Annotated in this window: 22 protein-coding genes; all 22 read right to left on the bottom strand. The window is 58.4% G+C overall.

The features are described 5' to 3' along the window. The gene (locus tag CJF39_RS06100) at window positions 1-1,773 is read right to left on the bottom strand and encodes an N-acetylglutaminylglutamine amidotransferase (RefSeq protein ID WP_094992599.1); all 1,773 of its coding nucleotides are present in this window, start codon (window positions 1,771-1,773) and stop codon (window positions 1-3) included. Between the two features lie 38 nt (window positions 1,774-1,811). Beyond that, the gene (locus tag CJF39_RS06095; protein WP_249275325.1) at window positions 1,812-2,933 is read right to left on the bottom strand and encodes a tyrosine-type recombinase/integrase; all 1,122 of its coding nucleotides are present in this window, start codon (window positions 2,931-2,933) and stop codon (window positions 1,812-1,814) included. After that, window positions 2,834-3,178 (bottom strand): helix-turn-helix domain-containing protein, encoded by a 345-nt coding sequence (locus tag CJF39_RS23265; protein ID WP_240478008.1) that lies wholly within the window; start codon window positions 3,176-3,178, stop codon window positions 2,834-2,836. Before CJF39_RS23265 ends, CJF39_RS06095 begins: the two co-directional genes overlap by 100 nt. Window positions 3,179-3,216: 38 nt before the next feature. Next, window positions 3,217-3,699: a hypothetical protein gene (locus CJF39_RS06090; protein WP_047274342.1), complete on the bottom strand. Its 483-nt coding sequence runs from the start codon at window positions 3,697-3,699 to the stop codon at window positions 3,217-3,219. Window positions 3,700-4,143: 444 nt separating this feature from the next. Further along, window positions 4,144-4,731 (bottom strand): hypothetical protein, encoded by a 588-nt coding sequence (locus CJF39_RS06080; protein ID WP_094992598.1) that lies wholly within the window; start codon window positions 4,729-4,731, stop codon window positions 4,144-4,146. Window positions 4,732-4,847: 116 nt separating this feature from the next. Next, a complete protein-coding gene (locus CJF39_RS06075; protein ID WP_094992597.1) occupies window positions 4,848-5,342 on the bottom strand; it encodes a hypothetical protein in 495 nt (164 codons plus the stop codon). 44 nt (window positions 5,343-5,386) lie between these two features. After that, a complete protein-coding gene (locus tag CJF39_RS06070) occupies window positions 5,387-7,021 on the bottom strand; it encodes a class I SAM-dependent methyltransferase (RefSeq protein WP_094992596.1) in 1,635 nt (544 codons plus the stop codon). A gap of 58 nt (window positions 7,022-7,079) precedes the next feature. Then, window positions 7,080-7,406, bottom strand: a complete 327-nt coding sequence (locus CJF39_RS06065; protein WP_094992595.1) for a hypothetical protein — start codon at window positions 7,404-7,406, stop codon at window positions 7,080-7,082. Beyond that, window positions 7,406-7,816, bottom strand: a complete 411-nt coding sequence (locus CJF39_RS06060) for a hypothetical protein (protein ID WP_141232166.1) — start codon at window positions 7,814-7,816, stop codon at window positions 7,406-7,408. Before CJF39_RS06060 ends, CJF39_RS06065 begins: the two co-directional genes overlap by 1 nt. Window positions 7,817-7,888: 72 nt before the next feature. Further along, complete coding sequence (locus tag CJF39_RS06055) at window positions 7,889-8,353, bottom strand: hypothetical protein (protein WP_048375890.1); 465 nt, start codon at window positions 8,351-8,353, stop codon at window positions 7,889-7,891. Next, entirely contained in the window at window positions 8,350-8,589 is a 240-nt protein-coding gene (locus tag CJF39_RS06050) for a hypothetical protein (RefSeq protein ID WP_048375893.1), read from the bottom strand. The genes CJF39_RS06055 and CJF39_RS06050 overlap by 4 nt, the downstream gene beginning before the upstream one ends. Beyond that, complete coding sequence (locus CJF39_RS06045; protein WP_094992593.1) at window positions 8,586-10,187, bottom strand: YqaJ viral recombinase family protein; 1,602 nt, start codon at window positions 10,185-10,187, stop codon at window positions 8,586-8,588. The genes CJF39_RS06050 and CJF39_RS06045 overlap by 4 nt, the downstream gene beginning before the upstream one ends. Next, window positions 10,184-10,990 (bottom strand): phage recombination protein Bet, encoded by an 807-nt coding sequence (gene bet, locus CJF39_RS06040; protein ID WP_094992592.1) that lies wholly within the window; start codon window positions 10,988-10,990, stop codon window positions 10,184-10,186. The genes CJF39_RS06045 and bet overlap by 4 nt, the downstream gene beginning before the upstream one ends. Before the next feature lie 168 nt (window positions 10,991-11,158). After that, the gene (locus CJF39_RS06035) at window positions 11,159-11,665 is read right to left on the bottom strand and encodes a hypothetical protein (RefSeq protein WP_094992591.1); all 507 of its coding nucleotides are present in this window, start codon (window positions 11,663-11,665) and stop codon (window positions 11,159-11,161) included. Next, entirely contained in the window at window positions 11,662-11,799 is a 138-nt protein-coding gene (locus CJF39_RS22960; protein WP_162843711.1) for a hypothetical protein, read from the bottom strand. The genes CJF39_RS06035 and CJF39_RS22960 overlap by 4 nt, the downstream gene beginning before the upstream one ends. Then, a complete protein-coding gene (locus CJF39_RS06030; protein ID WP_047274360.1) occupies window positions 11,796-11,987 on the bottom strand; it encodes a hypothetical protein in 192 nt (63 codons plus the stop codon). Before CJF39_RS06030 ends, CJF39_RS22960 begins: the two co-directional genes overlap by 4 nt. After that, window positions 11,984-12,421 (bottom strand): hypothetical protein, encoded by a 438-nt coding sequence (locus tag CJF39_RS06025; RefSeq protein WP_094988679.1) that lies wholly within the window; start codon window positions 12,419-12,421, stop codon window positions 11,984-11,986. Before CJF39_RS06025 ends, CJF39_RS06030 begins: the two co-directional genes overlap by 4 nt. A gap of 21 nt (window positions 12,422-12,442) precedes the next feature. After that, complete coding sequence (locus CJF39_RS06020; RefSeq protein ID WP_094987772.1) at window positions 12,443-12,703, bottom strand: hypothetical protein; 261 nt, start codon at window positions 12,701-12,703, stop codon at window positions 12,443-12,445. Window positions 12,704-12,724: 21 nt separating this feature from the next. Beyond that, window positions 12,725-13,024 carry a hypothetical protein gene (locus CJF39_RS06015; protein ID WP_094987771.1) on the bottom strand — a complete coding sequence of 100 codons (300 nt, stop codon included), beginning with the start codon at window positions 13,022-13,024 and terminating at the stop codon, window positions 12,725-12,727. 573 nt (window positions 13,025-13,597) lie between these two features. Then, the gene (locus CJF39_RS06010) at window positions 13,598-13,828 is read right to left on the bottom strand and encodes a hypothetical protein (RefSeq protein WP_047282194.1); all 231 of its coding nucleotides are present in this window, start codon (window positions 13,826-13,828) and stop codon (window positions 13,598-13,600) included. Between the two features lie 64 nt (window positions 13,829-13,892). Further along, window positions 13,893-14,147 (bottom strand): hypothetical protein, encoded by a 255-nt coding sequence (locus CJF39_RS06005; protein ID WP_047282135.1) that lies wholly within the window; start codon window positions 14,145-14,147, stop codon window positions 13,893-13,895. A 423-nt stretch (window positions 14,148-14,570) separates the two neighbouring features. Next, window positions 14,571-14,804 carry a hypothetical protein gene (locus CJF39_RS22765; RefSeq protein WP_141232165.1) on the bottom strand — a complete coding sequence of 78 codons (234 nt, stop codon included), beginning with the start codon at window positions 14,802-14,804 and terminating at the stop codon, window positions 14,571-14,573. Window positions 14,805-14,900: the final 96 nt, after the last annotated feature.

The following is a 14,900-nucleotide window of genomic DNA, read 5'->3' as shown; positions in this document are numbered from 1 at the left end:
TTAGATTCCTTGTTCGCTCAGCCACAGGTTCAGGGCGGCCAGTTGCCACAACTTGGAGCCGTTGAGCGGCGTTAACTGGCTTTGCGGGTGGGTCAGCAGGCGGTCCAGCATGGCAGGCTGGAACAGGCCGCGGTCCTGGCTGGGGTCGAGCAGCAAATCACGCACCCAGTTCAGGGTGTCGCCTTGCAAGTGTTTCAGGCCGGGGACCGGGAAGTAACCTTTCTTACGGTCAATGACTTCACTGGGGATCACCAGCCGCGCAGCTTCTTTTAGCACTTGCTTGCCGCCATCCGGCAGTTTGAAACGTGCCGGGATACGCGCTGACAGTTCGGCCAGCCGGTAGTCGAGAAACGGCGTACGGGCTTCAAGGCCCCAGGCCATGGTCATGTTATCGACGCGTTTGACCGGGTCATCCACTAGCATCACCGTGCTGTCCAGCCGCAGCGCCTTGTCCACGCCAGCATCGGCACCGGGCTGGGCGAAGTGCTCGCGTACAAAGTCCCCGGCGGCGTCATTGGCCGTTAGCCACTGTGGCTGCACAGTGGCTTTGTAATCGTCATAGCTGCGATCAAAAAAAGCCTCGCGATAGGCGGCATAGGGATCGCTGGCGCCATCGACCTGCGGGTACCAGTGGTAGCCGGCAAACAGTTCATCGGCGCCCTGGCCGCTCTGTACCACTTTGCAATGCTTGGCGACTTCCCGCGACAGCAAGTAAAACGCGATGCAGTCATGGCTGACCATTGGCTCGCTCATGGCGCGGAACGCTGCGGGCAGTTGCTCAATGATTTCGTGTTCGCCAATGCGCAGTTGGTGATGACGCGTGCCGTAGTGCTTGGCAATCAGGTCCGAATACTGGAATTCGTCCCCGCGTTCGCCACCTGCGTCCTGAAAACCGATGGAAAAGGTCGACAAGTCTTGTACGCCGACTTCCCGCAACAGCCCCACCAACAAACTGGAGTCCACGCCGCCCGAGAGCAGTACGCCGACATCCACCGCTGCGCGCTGGCGAATAGCCACAGCTTCACGGGTGCTGTCGAGTACACGGTCGCGCCAGTCTTCCAGTGTCAGGTGAGTTTCGTCGGCGTGAGGGCCATACGGTAACGTCCACCAAGTGTGCTGTTCGGTATTGCCTTGGGCGTCGATGCGAAGCCACGTGGCAGGCGGCAGTTTTTCGATACCGGCAATCAGGGTGCGCGGTGCTGGCACCACGGCGTGGAAATTCAGGTAGTGGTTCAATGCAACCGGATCGAGCATCGGGCTGATGTCGCCGCCTTTGAGCAGGGCCGGCAGGGTAGAGGCGAAGCGCAAGCGTTCGCCGGTGCGCGACAGGTACAGTGGCTTCACGCCCAAACGGTCGCGGGCAATGAACAGGCGCTTGGCACCACGCTCCCAAATGGCAAAGGCAAACATGCCATTGAGCTTGGGCAGCAACGCCTCGCCCCACGCGTGATAACCCTTGAGCAACACTTCGGTGTCGCCCCCGGAGTAAAAGGCATAACCGAGGGCTTCGAGTTCAGCGCGCAGTTCGGGGAAGTTGTAGATCGCACCGTTGAACGCCAGTGAAAGGCCCAATTGGCTATCGATCATTGGCTGGGCTGAACCATCGGACAGGTCCATGATTTTCAGCCGGCGATGCCCGAGGGCTATCGGCCCTTGGCTGTGAAATCCCCAGGCATCGGGGCCACGGGGTGCAAGGTGGTGGGTGATGCGTTCGATGGCTGCCAGGTCGGCAGGTTGTTGATCAAAACGTAACTCTCCAGCTAATCCGCACATATTCCATTGGGCCTTGTATTTGCTGGGCCTAGGCGTATCTACCGTGATTCAAGTACCAATTTTGTACCGTTTTTCGGTAAATCCAGCTTTTCAAGCTCCGCGAAATCGCTCGAAGAGCTGATCCACTTGGCATAGGTCGAAAGCAGTACCTGGACGCTGTGTCCAAGTTGCGCAGCGATGAATGCGGGATTCATTCCGGACATCAGGCACATTGTTGCGTAGGTGTGCCTGGTGTCGTACATCCGGCGATACCGTATTCCGCTCTTGCGCAGGGCTGACAACCAATAACGCTTAGCCCCAGTTTCGGATCGGATGTACAGCTCTGATCTTTCACCCGAGCCTTCCGGCGCGAAAACGTAATCAGAGCGCGCCGCCGTAAGTAGTCTGGCTTTTTCGAGTGCCTGCAAGGCTCGATCGTTCAATAAAACTTCCCGCGAGACCTTCGTTTTGGTCCTCTCCTTGATCTTGCCGTACAGCCTGATACGGCACACCTTGGCGCGCCGAGAGCGCGTATCAACCTCGCTCCAGCGCAGGGCCATCGCCTCGCCTGGACGCATTCCTGTATAGAAAGAAAACTCAAAAAAACACGCGTAAATAGCCTGCAAGCCGCTCGTCACTTCGTACAGCTTCTCGATCAATTCGTCAGCCTCTTCGCGACTGAACGGGTCGATCTCGCGCTTGGTGACACGCGTCGGCGGGATCGAGTTGGCCGGGTTCCTCAGAATCAACTCATCATTCACGGCCTGGGTCAGCAGGCCGGTCACCAGCCGTATGGCGCCCTTCCTGCGGATTGGCGAAGTCCACGTAATACCATTGACGATTTTCCGCATGAGCACCGGCGTGATCTTGTCGAGCGGGTACGTGGCCAGGTGCGGTACCCAGTAGTTTTGCATGGTGCTTCTGTAGTTCTTGCGCGTGCTGTCTTCGATCTGGAGGCTGTTCAGCCAGTCCTGGGCGTAATCGAAAAATATGGGCATTTGCCCAGTGGAGTCGCTCCGACTATTAGGGAACAACTCCCTGTATTTCTCCGGTGTAAGCGCGCCCAGCTTGGCCAGCTGTATTACTTGAGAACGTAAAGCCTCGGCTGCTGCGATTCCCCGAGCGGTTTGCGGGAGAGTGAGCGTTTCGCAGTGCCGCTTCTTGTTCCAGGAGAACCTGATCCTGATCGACTTCCCGACAAGCTCAACTCCGGTGGGCAGCTCCATTGGCTCTCTAGCCATTCGTCATACCTCCATTTGCTGTACATGATTCGCCCGTCGATTTTCGACCAGACGCCGGCTGGGATGATGTTACGTTCTCGTTTGCGCTGCAGGGCTTTCGGCGTGGTGCCCAGCAGTTCGGCCATCCGCTTTTCGGTGACCTTGTCATGGCCGGACTCATCGCCCAGCTTCTCGGCTGTCGCCATGGTGATGCTCCTTGCCGCGCTGGGCAGCAGAAGGTGGGTTAGCGGGTGGCCTTGGAGATGGCGTCCCTGGCTTGCGAGATCACGGCGAGTTCTCGCTCATGCTCCGGGGTGGTGTGCTTGAACTCGTTTGCCAGCAGGGTCCAGCGCTCGACTGCAAGGGTCAGTGCCGCGACCAACTCTTCGCACCCGGCACGCTCCTCTCTGCCTATCTGCCAGAACTGCTGCGCCCAGTGATCCACCGGCGGCGGGCTGGAGTTCTGGGCACCCAAAGCCAGTGCCCCTACAATCGTGTCGCACAGGTCGCGCTTGTAGGCGTTGTCGCCGTCGATGCTCAGGCCGCGCCGGCGCAGCGCGCTGACCACTTCGTTTCTATCCAGGCCCTGGTCTTCCAGGATGATGTCTCGCTCCGGCTCGCCCGGGGTGACAATGACCAGGGCAAGCTTCGCGCCTGGCAGGCAGTACTCGCTGAGTTTGACCAGGGCGTCGTTGGCTGCTTCGTGGAATCGCTGAACTGCTGACATAGGAATACCTCGCCCGCCGCTCACCGGCAGGCATGTAGGGGGATTGGGAGTAGGGTTTTGCCTGCGAAAAGTGGTTCTAGATCACAAAACCATATTTCGATCGCGCCCCTTGCTGGGCTTCCAAGAACTTTTACTGCTTTGGAAGGTCGATCAATAACCTAAAATAGATAGGCAGCTATGCGATCTCTAATTCTTGATATGCCTAATGGGCGCGCGCTCGTCGAGGAGCTTGATCTTGCGACTGAGCTAATGATGTCCATTCCCATCGAGCTTGTCGGCGGTGAGCAATGGCAGGCAGCTTTTGATAGGCAGCAGTTAGCATTCAAGGCTTGGCGCTCATACCTTCTTTGCATAGCCAAGCATCCGAAGCGTGACGCTCAGTGTGAGATAAGTAAGATCGCCTGAGCCTCAATGTGGGCCGGTAGGCGAACCAGAGGGTGGCGATCATGGCGTCACCCGCGCCGCCGCGATTTCATCGATGAGCGATTGAGGAAGCTGCGCGACGTACTCGCCTTCGGACCACGACAAGGGCTCTGACTGGCGGATCATCTCGTTCAGCAGATCGAACGCTGCGAGCAACTGGTCGTCGCGGATCTCGCCGTCCTCCGGCAAGTCATCGCAGAAGTGGTCTGCTGGATCGATCTGGCTGGGGTAATTGGGTTCGCAGATGCAGAGCTGCAGATCAGCCAGGTCGATATCGCTTTCGATCAGGTAGTCGCGCAAGCTGTCCACATCGAAGAAGTACTGGTCGCTGTCAAAGAAAACCAGCGGTTCCCCTGACCACTCTTTGATGGGCATCGCCGCAAACTTCGCTCGGCGCCTTGCCTGGTGGCATTCCTTGCAGTAGCTGTTCACCTCATAGATTTTATGCTCTGGGTTCACTTCGCAACGGCGATGAGTCGCGCCGGAATAGCGGGCAAGGTCCTCATTGTTGCCGAAAAAACGGCCATCAGCAGAAACCCAGCCAGTCACCGTTTTGAGGCTGGCTGCTTCTGGAGCGTCGTACATGATGATTGGCTTTTGTGCAGACATGACTTCGTCCTTGCCGCTATAGCGGCTGACTTTGAAGGGGGAGGGGTTACAGATGTTTCAGCAAATCAGTTGTGCCAGTGCCAGCAGGCACCAGCTGTAGGCAGGGAGTTTGGATTTCATGGATTACGCGCAGGAGCTGGTTCAGGAGAGCCACAAAGGTGGTGGTCCATCTGCTCCCGGCAATCCTGCTCGGTGTAGCCGCAATCCGGGCAACGAGGTGGTGACGGAATGCGTGCCGATTTTCGGTCGCCCCAAAAGTCGGTAACCAACCGGCAGATATCAGCTTCAAGATCCAGATGCTTTTCTCTTGTCAATTCTCCGGTATCAAGAACGCACTCCAGAAGCGAGATGGCTGTATCCACCCGCTCATCCGCTGCGGTCAGGCGCCGTCCAATTTCAGCCATGCGCTTACGATGAAGTTCGTTCAGGCGGTCGATTGCCTTCTGCGCCTGATTGAAAAGTGACTGATAGCGCCCAAGCTCAGCCAGCGCCGCGTCACGCTCGGCGGTTACGCGGTCGAAGTCAGCCGCCAGCACAACACTGAGCCTCCCCAGTGATTCACCCTCTACAAGCCCTGTTTCGGTTACGTGGTAACGCTTTACTTCGGACACAGCTGTTTCCTTGCCGGGCATGCCCGGGCGGTGGAGTGTGGGAGTTATGCGGCTGAGGCGGAGAGGATCACAACCGATACGCTGGTGCCGGCAAATTCGTTGTTGTAGATCTGTGACCACTCATGCTTCAGACCTGGCAGCACGTCTTTACCTTTCGCGCTAGCCGGCAAAACTGCGACTAACCGCCCACCGAGCTTGAGCATGGATGCTGCACGCTCAATGTGAGCCTGCCAGCGACCTTCGCTGTATGGCGGGTTCATAACGATGCGGTCGTACTTGCCGGTGATCTGCCATTTCAGAAAGTCGGCGCACTCGACGTAGTAACCCTTGGCTTTCAATACTTCGCAGTGAAGGTCGCTGATTTCGATGCAAACCGTCTTCGCTTTTGGCATCAGGTCGGCCAATCCACCCATACCGGCGCTAGGCTCAAGGCAGCTATGCTCGGGCTCGATCTGCGCCATTTCAACGGCTGCTGCGGCAACGTTTTCAGGGGTCGGGTAGAACTGGTGAGCTTTCTGATCGGGAATGCACCCGCTCGAGATGATTTCGTCCAGAGCAGAGCGCGGGTTGAAATCGAACTCGAACCAAGAGTGCCCACCGGCCGTGCGCTTTACTCCGCCGATCATAGCTAGAACCTTCTCCGCTTCTGCCTGGGTGATTGCGCTGTGTCGGTCATAGCTAAACTGCAGGGCGTTGGCGTTATCTGTCAGCGGCTCGCGTGGCAGGCTCCAGTGGTCCACCTGTACCGGCTTGCAAGGCTGCTGCTTCATCCCCGCCAGCGCATTTACTACCGTGAAGGGCAAAGGGCGGCCAACCATCTGGAACTCTTTGGTTCTGCGTGCAGGTTTAGTGCGGAAGCTGGCAGGAATGGCGGAAGGGTAGATGCTGGCCAATACCGAATTTAGGCGCCAGGCCATTTCCGGGTGAATCTCAATGTGCGCTGTGCCTTTCTTGTAAAGCCGGATCTTCATTGCGTGACCATCTACCGAATGCCACTGGCCGGTGTTTCGCCGCAGAATCTCCAGAAGTGGTCCGGTGCTGTTGTGGCTCGGCTCCTCCCGACCCATGAACTTTGCAATGATGCAACGCAAGTCATTCAGGTAGCCCGCACGGTCATGGTCCACGGTGTCGTAGTAGGTCAGCATACGGGCGACGATCATTCGCTTACCGAAAGCCGAGGGTGAGTTCGTTACGTGCTCGCCAGAAAGCGCCTGGAATATCCCGTCCACCCGTTCAGCGAAGAACTTAGCGCGGGCCGCAAGTAATTCGCTCAGTGTTGCCCGCACCGTGCTTTCTTCAAAGTCTGGTGCTTTGTGCTCGCGAATCTGCTCGTTCCATTCGTTGCGGCGCTTCTGAGGCATTGCGTCGTAAACATCTGTCAGCGCCAGGGCTTCTCCCCAATATGACGAGTTGAGTGATGCTATAGCACCTGGAAGCTGGAATAGGCGTTCTACCGAGATTGTTCCGTGTCGCCCGTTATCGCCATTACCGTCGAGGAAGTAGTTCAGCGCACCAGCTTTCCCGCCAGCTATCACGAAATCATGAAGCGCTTCGATGCTCCTCCGGGCCGAGTCGTAGCGACCCAACAGGCCGTCAATTGCATCGCCCGCCATCGGCGCGAAGAACTCAGCGACATCATCAACAATCTCCCCGTATGCCGGGGCAGCTACTGCGTTCATGGATTATCTCCAGTCAGGCGCCGCCCTCCGCGTGACCGGATGCAGCGAGTAGGGTGGGTTATGCGGGTTCGATGATTTCGTCGCCCGGGTCTTTCTGTATCGCGAGAAGGCTTTTATTGCGAAATTCCCGCGCCACGTTTTGCGATATCTCGATTTCGTGGCGCGGCGGATTCAGCAGAGGCTGGCATTTCGCAGCGCCCATTGCGTGCAGATGGTGGATCATCAGCGTCATCGCCTCGCCCTGCTCAGTAATGCCTGACCACTCCATCAGGTCGGCCAGTGCCTGCCGTGTGCCTGGCCTGACCCGTAGCCGCAATTCCTCTTCCTGAGCCTTGGACCGCCTGAGCGATGTCCGCTCGTCCCGTTGCTTCTGACTCAGTGCCATCACGCAGCCCTCAGCGCTTCATCCTCATGATCGAGGTTTTCGAGCGATGCCCAGATGATCTCGCGGGGCGCTTTCGACATAGCGCACATCGCGACGATCTTGCTGATTGCCGGGCTCTTGGCTCTACTGCCGACATCTGCCAGCACTTCCTTGAGTATCGCGGCGGACGGCTGAAGCTCGGCGGCCAGCGCCATGACCAGAAGGACATGAAGGCCATCTACCGGGCGTTTCTCAGCGCGCCACCACAAGTGCGGCTTGCCGATTGCTGCGCGCTCTCGGGCGGTCTTGCCCTTCAGTTCAAGTTCGGCAAGGTCTGCGCGCACTGCCTGGATGGTCATGCCGGTCGACTCGGCCAGCATCTGAGCCGTCATGCCGGCCGATTGAGTGAGGTAACGCCAGATTGGGGTCATACTGAATACCGCTCGGTGGAATTTTTAGTTGTTCGGCTCTGCGCCGGGTTCGAACCTGCTTACTAATGCGCCTCATGCTGCCTGGGCCCGCTGGCGCCACACGCCCATGGCGGTGAATACGCGGTTGGCCTCGACCTCAGTGAGCGTCACGTCGTCCGGTATGGCGAGCCAGCCCGACCCGATCATGTGATTCGGGTTGCTCGCCGCGACCAGCTCTGCATGCTTCTCGATCATCAGCTGTTCCAGATTCGCCACCAGGTGCACGCCGACGGGCGAGAACTCGGTTGACTTGCTGTACTGGCTGCCGTCCGGCTGCTGGCAGAAGACGCTCATGTAGATCGTCCAGCGGTGGGCCAGGTCGCAAAGGGCGTTGGCCACTGGGAGGCTGGTGATCTGTCGGCAGTTCTTCCAGTTCAGCATCACCTGTCGATCGGGCGGCTGAACGTCGACCACTGCAGCGTGATTGGTTCGCACCAGGGCGCGGCGGGACCGGTCAATCTGAGCGCGCCGGTTGCAGGGCTTGCGGACTTTGCTCATATCGCCTCCGCCAGCTTGCGCAGCCTGAACCGCTCAGCCCGCGTGAATAGCACGCCTTTGCGCTTGAGTACCGTGTCGGGGTCGATCCAGCTTTTCCGTGGCGGCTTCGGCTCAGGCCGGAAAACCCCTACCTGCCGCACCTCGCCGCCACGCATTTCAAACTCGGCCATGGCCGCAGCCAGGCGCGCCGATTCGACGCTGTTGCGCTGAATTGCGCTCAGTTCTGTGGTCATCATGCTGCCACCTGCTCCAGGGTTACCCCCGGCATATTGAATTCAGAGCCTTGCGACTCAACCATGTCGTCGAGGTTTTGCCAGTTGACCGTCAGCACCGAAATAGGGACCTCTCCGGCCGCGACTGCCTTGACCAACGCTTCCATGTCAGTGACTCGCGCTTCGTGACGTACTGGTTTGGCCTGGACCTTCGTAGACGGAACTGCAGCAACTCGGGCAACCGCGGGGGCAGGCTGTGGAGCGGCTTCAACGACTGGAGCAGGCTTTACCTCAGCCAGACGCTTCTGTTCGGCTTCGTCCGCCAGGCGCTTGGTTTCCGCTTTGACTGCTTCGGCCTTCTGATGCTCATCGATCCGAAACTTGACCAGCGTCACCAGGTCGTCATTGGCCTTCATAACCAATTGCTGAAGGTCGTTGAACAGAAAAGCGTGGTCGGCGGCCAGTTCGGCAAGGCTTGTCAGGTTCAAGCGAATGCTGTCGGCCGTTTGGCTCGCATCGATCTTCGCCCGGGCCAGCTCGGTATCAACAGCGTCCTGCAGGCTGGCGATGGTGCGCTTGTTCTTCATGGCGCCGACGAAGTCCGCGTGCACGCTCGGCAGGACTACCTTGCCCAGGGTTTTGTTGATCGCCGCGACGTGATCGATCAGCGCCTGTTCGGCCTTCTGCTTGATGTTGGTCTTTACGGCGAGCTCCTGCGCCTTCACCAATTTGTCGACCTTCAGGCGGGTTTCGCGGGCATGCTTGCTGATGCGCTCCAGTGCGCTGAAAAGCTCGTCGATGGTCTGGGTTTGCGAAAGCGCCTGTTTCTTCGCCGCCGTCACTGCGTCTTCAACATCGCCGCACCACTTGACGGCTTTCTTCGCGTCGGCGAAGTCTTGGTCAGTGGTCAGCGTGGTTTTTACCGAGTCAATGACCGCCAGTGCCGACTGCTCAAACACTTTCAGGTTGCTGGCGGTAACCATGCCGGTCAGCTCAATGCGCAGCGCTGGCAGCTCGTCCGGGGCCTTGCCGACGACAATCGACGGCGCCTCGGCCATTTCGAAGTTGCCTAGGTCGGCCTCGAACTGTTTCCAGCCTTCGACCAACTGGGCCGCGCGCCCGGCTACGGGCCGGTACTCCATGTGCACGAAGTTCTCCGGCGTGCCGTCCGAGCAAACAAAGATAACCCGCTCAGCGCCGCTCACCAGCAGTTGCTGCTCAAGCTGCCAGTAGTAATGCGGAGCCAGGTCGCCGGCTTTCACCTGGGCCACGACCGACTCATTCCACAGCTTGTGTTCGAACAGCGTCTCGCCGAGCATCGTGGCGCCATCCATGGATGCCAGCAGGTTGCCCTCGGTAGCAACGATCGGATAAAGCTCTTCGCCGATCAGCGCTTCAGTCAGTGGGCGGGCCAGGGCTTCAGTAGCGTGACCTTTGTCGAAGATAAACTGCTGAGAGGGCGTGATGTCCGGCGTGATGCCGGTCTTTTTGGCTGCCAGCAGGTCCGTGCGGGTTTGGTACTTCGAGGCGCCCATCATTGCCGGGGCTTCGGAGGCTGTACGGAACCTGGCGCGAAGGGCAAGCCACTCGGCGGAGCCTTGAGCTACGTTGTGAATTTTCATGCTGAATCTCCATCGAGGGCTTTGAGGTTGGTGATTTTTTCAATCTGCGCCGGGCTCAGCGTGTACTTGCTGCTGATGGTCGCAATGAGGTGTTCAGGGCTCGTGCGGTTCGAGTCTATAAGTGGCTGCCACTTCACGATGTTCTCGGTCAGCAGTTCGTCGGAGTAGGCGGTCAGCGCTTCTGGCTCAGGTTGGGCTTGCTGTCGTGGGCTGACATCGCGTGCCGGCTCCTCGAAGGCCTTGCCTTCCATCTCGTCAGCCGTTGGCGCCGATCCAACTTCAGGAAACGCTTTGCGCAGGGCCTGGGCCTCGGCGCATTTGGCGAGCTGGGCAAATGCTCGACGCTTCCACATGGCGTTGGGCGCCGCGGTGTCCTTGCTCGAAGTCGCGTAGTTCTCAAGCCAGCGCTCGTTGGCGGTGTACTCGGCCACCAGCCCGTTGCTCATCTGCCGCTTGACGGTCACGCGGCACCATTCGGGATACGTGACTTCTACGCCGCTCAACTTCGCCGTTACTGGAGGGCCATATTCAGGCTCGCTGATTCCGGCGTACTGGCCGGTGCGTGCCGCTTGAATGCGGTACAGGCCGATGCCCGGCATCACCGTGTCCTGCATCTTTTTCGTCTTCGAATTCCAGATCGGGACGATGTGCACCGGCTTCAACATTGGGTCCAAGTGCGCGGCCTGGCAGTAAGCCAACACCATCACCACCGAGTTCTTTTCTGCGCCCGGGTAGAGGCTGCTGCTCAGCACTTCAACAAGTGCCGCCTCAGACATGGCAGGCAATTGATCTTCCTGCTTCATTACTGCGCTCACGGGAAATCCTTGCCGCGACATGCGCAGCGATTGAATGCTTGGGTTATTGAGTGATGCGGTCGGCGTAAGCGCTGAGCAACATCAGGACGGTGCAGACGGCGAGGGCAGAGAAAGAGCCGCGCCAGATGAGCATGCGCCGGGTGCGCTGGTGGGCGGTCATGGCGATGGCTGCTTGCGAAATCCGGCGTCGTAGATTCGACCCGCCTGATGGTATTCGGCTGAGTCATGGCGGTTATCGATCAGGATATGGGCAATTTCAAATACGGCCTTCTCTCGCTCTTCCGCCGCGATCTGCTCGGGCGTGCGAATAGGGCGAAACGCACTTGACCATCCAGTCAAGCGACCACCGCTTCGCACACCCACAGCAGAGCCTTCATGCTCAGGGTGATGCCAAACCACCACGGCTTCAGCCCACTGGTGGTTCATGCTCGGAAGCATCGCTTCACACACCATCCCAACAGGCGGCAGGCCTTCGCCGGTCCAGGGTTCAGGCTGGGCAATCTCAAGGTAAGAGTTGCTCATGCAGCCAAACCCCATTTCCCACTCGCCATCCTTGAAGAACTGATAGCTTCCAGAGTTTCCGCCAAAGCACTTAATCCAAAGGCCCGAATGCGGGTTTATATGGGTTGCGCCTTCTGGTTTTTTGCTCAGATCAATTTTCATACGCTCACCTTGCAAGTCCAGCGGCCCGCACACTTGCAAGGCTGCTCGATCCATTTCACTTCGGCCAAAAGCAAGAAGCCTCGATTTCTCAAGGCTTCCACGATTCCTGTAAATGATCCGGCGATGATGGTCATGACACCTCCTTGCGCCGGGCAACAATCTTGTTGAGGCGCCCGCAGTAGTGGTTGAATTCGGCGATGGTGATGCGATCGTCTAGCATCATTTCGCTCAGCGTTTTCTGGATCATCACCGACCAGCTGACCGGTGTTTGGCTATCTTCAAGGGTCTCAAGCTCTTCGCCGATCAGTACGTGAGGGCTCATAGATCACCATCCACATCGTCTTCACGCTCTTCCCGTTCTGCTGCAACAGCGTCGGCGGCGTATGGCTTCAGAAGCTCCATGGCGATGCGCTCGGCGGCTTCTATGGGACGCTGCTGGCCGATCAGGTCGGCGACGTGTGTCCTGGCATCGCTCTGACTTCCAAGGATTGCCGAAAGGAACAGTCGGGCGAGTGAGTCGCGCTCATCCAGTCCGTCTATTTGGCGCTGATTCAGGATGCCTTGCAGATAGGTGCAGTACCGGTCGAAGGTCACGACCTGCGGACGGCCAAAGCGCCGCTTCCACTTGATGTCCATGCCGCACACCAACTGCTCGGCCGAGTGTTCCAGCCATTCCTGTTCCGGGTTCGCCTCGCTGATATCTGGAGGCAACTGAGCGTCGTAACGCTCTTGGCATATCTTCAATGCTGCGTTCATGGTCGCCTCCAGGGTGGCGGGTTAGTCGTAGTAGTCCTGATCGGCCAGATACTCGGAATGCTCGTTTACAAGCCATTCTTCCATCGAGGCGATTTCTGATTCAGTCATGAAGCTGGTGTCGTCTTTCGACTCCCAATTGATTTCGCAATGTCCGAAGTACTCGTCGGGATCAGCGGCTTGGGAGCTGAAGTTGCCTTTTCGGGCTGAGAAATATGCGACGGTCAGGCTGATGGCAACGTCCTCGCCGCCCTTGACCGTCCAATATTCGTAAGTGCGGGCCATGGCGACCTCCAGTGTTTGGGGTTAGGCGGTGCACAGGAAGGCACGAGAAGCGAGCATTGCGTCCGCCATCTTGTAAGCGGCTTTGGCGGTATCGCTTTCGGCGCCATCCAGCCCGAAAATGCTTGGGCGAACCGCAGTTGAAATCAGCGCCTGCATGGCGTGAGTTGCGAAGTGGTCGCGGATGGTGATGCCGTACTCGCGACCACACTGGTGATCTGGCGCAGAAGGAAACGCTGCCGAACGACCAGCAAGCATTGCGTCATCGTGGGCAAGCTGGGCGCCTTCAATCTGGCGGTCCATCTGGTCTGCCATGTAGTCCATGACTGAATCCTCTGTGGTTGATCCAACAAAACCCGGCTGCACTCATCCGCTCCGCTGGTTGCCGTTGGGCGCGGAGGGGAGTGCATGCGAGTGATGTCGGGGGAGGGGGATGCAGGCGGGGAGCGCTTCCTCCCGTGCGTCAAGTCTGGCCAGCTATGCCCTCGGACTCGCCTGCGGTACATCGTCGTCATTTCGGTTGTGCCTACCGGAACTCCGGTTGATGCGCGGTCACATCGTCGGCCCTGCTGTCCGCTGCCTGTATGGGTGTTGGGCGCAGCCTTCAGGCTTGCTGTGCCACGCGGGTGGATCGGTTACTGGTGCATGGGTGCAAATCCTCCGTGCTGGGTGGTTGGTGAATGCAGGGGCCGCTTTCGCGGTGTGTACTCGTCCGCATCGGGGTGTGATCTGCCCAGGAATCGAACCTGGAAGACTTACGCGTTCGGCTACCGGGCGCCCGTCGCCTTACGCTGCGTATCTGTGGCGATACCGGCCTTCATACCGTCGAACCGATCCACAAATCACACTCCGATGCAGCCTGGTGCTGGGGAGTACCAGGGCCTCGGGCAGTTTGCGTCAGGCTGACGTAGCGCTTGCCTTCATCCTCGCCACCGCCTTGCTGACGGCTTTGGGCATCTTCTTCTCCCTGATAGCCTTGATTTGGCTATCCGTCAGCATGTCGGCCATGTACAGGTCTGTGATCGCATGATTCAGGCGGTCCAGGCGCTCAGCATCTTTAGCATCCATGCCTGGGAACTGCTCTCCGAACGAGCGAGCAGCCCAGCCCTGTTCAAATGTTTGCGTCATTGTCTTGCCCTCGGTTGTTTTCCCAATGCCCACCGCTCTGGATGGGCATCAGTGAAAAGGTCCGTCATGCTGCGAACAGCTCTTGCTGGTGTGGCTGAGGCGAACAGCGCTGGAGGCCTGCGCGTATGGCTGACTCCAGCAGTTCGGCGTCTTGCTCTAGCTCAGGGAAGGCTCCGGAAAACTCGCTCACCGCGCTGCGCAGTCCTGCCGCCTCACGCTGCAGAGTTGGAATCACGATGCTGATCATGTTGCCGATCGTGCGCAGATCAAGGCTGCATTCCCGGCAAAGCCGGATGTAGTCGAGCATGTACTTCGGCATTTCACTTACTCCCGGTTGTCATCCCAAGCAGCCCTCGCGAGAAGGCTGCTCAGTGATGCTTTCCGCCGTGACCCGCTACTGGCGTCGGTCACCGGCTTGAATCAATGTGGTCGCCTGTTTTTACAGGGGCAGGCTCCCTGTTTCCTCGCTTTCCACAGTCGAGGGAAAACCATATGCTTCGGCCTCCACAGTCGAAACAAGGAATGCAGTTATGGCGAATTACATGGTGCGGGTTGAGATCTTCAAGGCTGACGGCGAGGAATACGCAGACCTGCATAAGGCACTGGAATCGCTTGGCCTCAAAAGGACGGTTCAAGGGGATAATGGGGTTCTCAGGATGCCGCCTGGCACCTACTACGGAGCAAGCTCGCTGGGAACCTATGAGCTGAGGGAGAAAGTTAAGACTATTGCCGCCCCCTTCTCCTACCCTGCCGATCCTTCAGTGTTTGTCTCTGAGTCAAGCGACTGGTCTGGCTGGCTTCGACTAGCCTGAGACGAACTACCGCCGCCAGCGGAAGGTCTTCCTTTGGGCATTTCACTTACCCAGTAGGCCAGGTAGTTTGAAGCGATGGCGAAAGCCTCATCAAAAGTGACGCTTTCATCCGTCGCGATCTCCTGAATAATCTGGCGAAACCGCTCAATCTGTTCTTCGTTCATCTCACTCTCCTGCTTTCCGCGTGGCCCTGAGTAGGGCCACCTGGAGAGCATCCGACTTGAATTTGGTGCCCGGATATTTACCCACGCCGGGCCGTG

Origin of the sequence: Pseudomonas lundensis (genome assembly GCF_002269125.1) — a bacterium.
Lineage (GTDB): Bacteria > Pseudomonadota > Gammaproteobacteria > Pseudomonadales > Pseudomonadaceae > Aquipseudomonas > Aquipseudomonas lundensis_A.
Note: the sequence above shows the minus strand (reverse complement) of the source record. Positions and strands in the feature narration are given on the sequence as shown.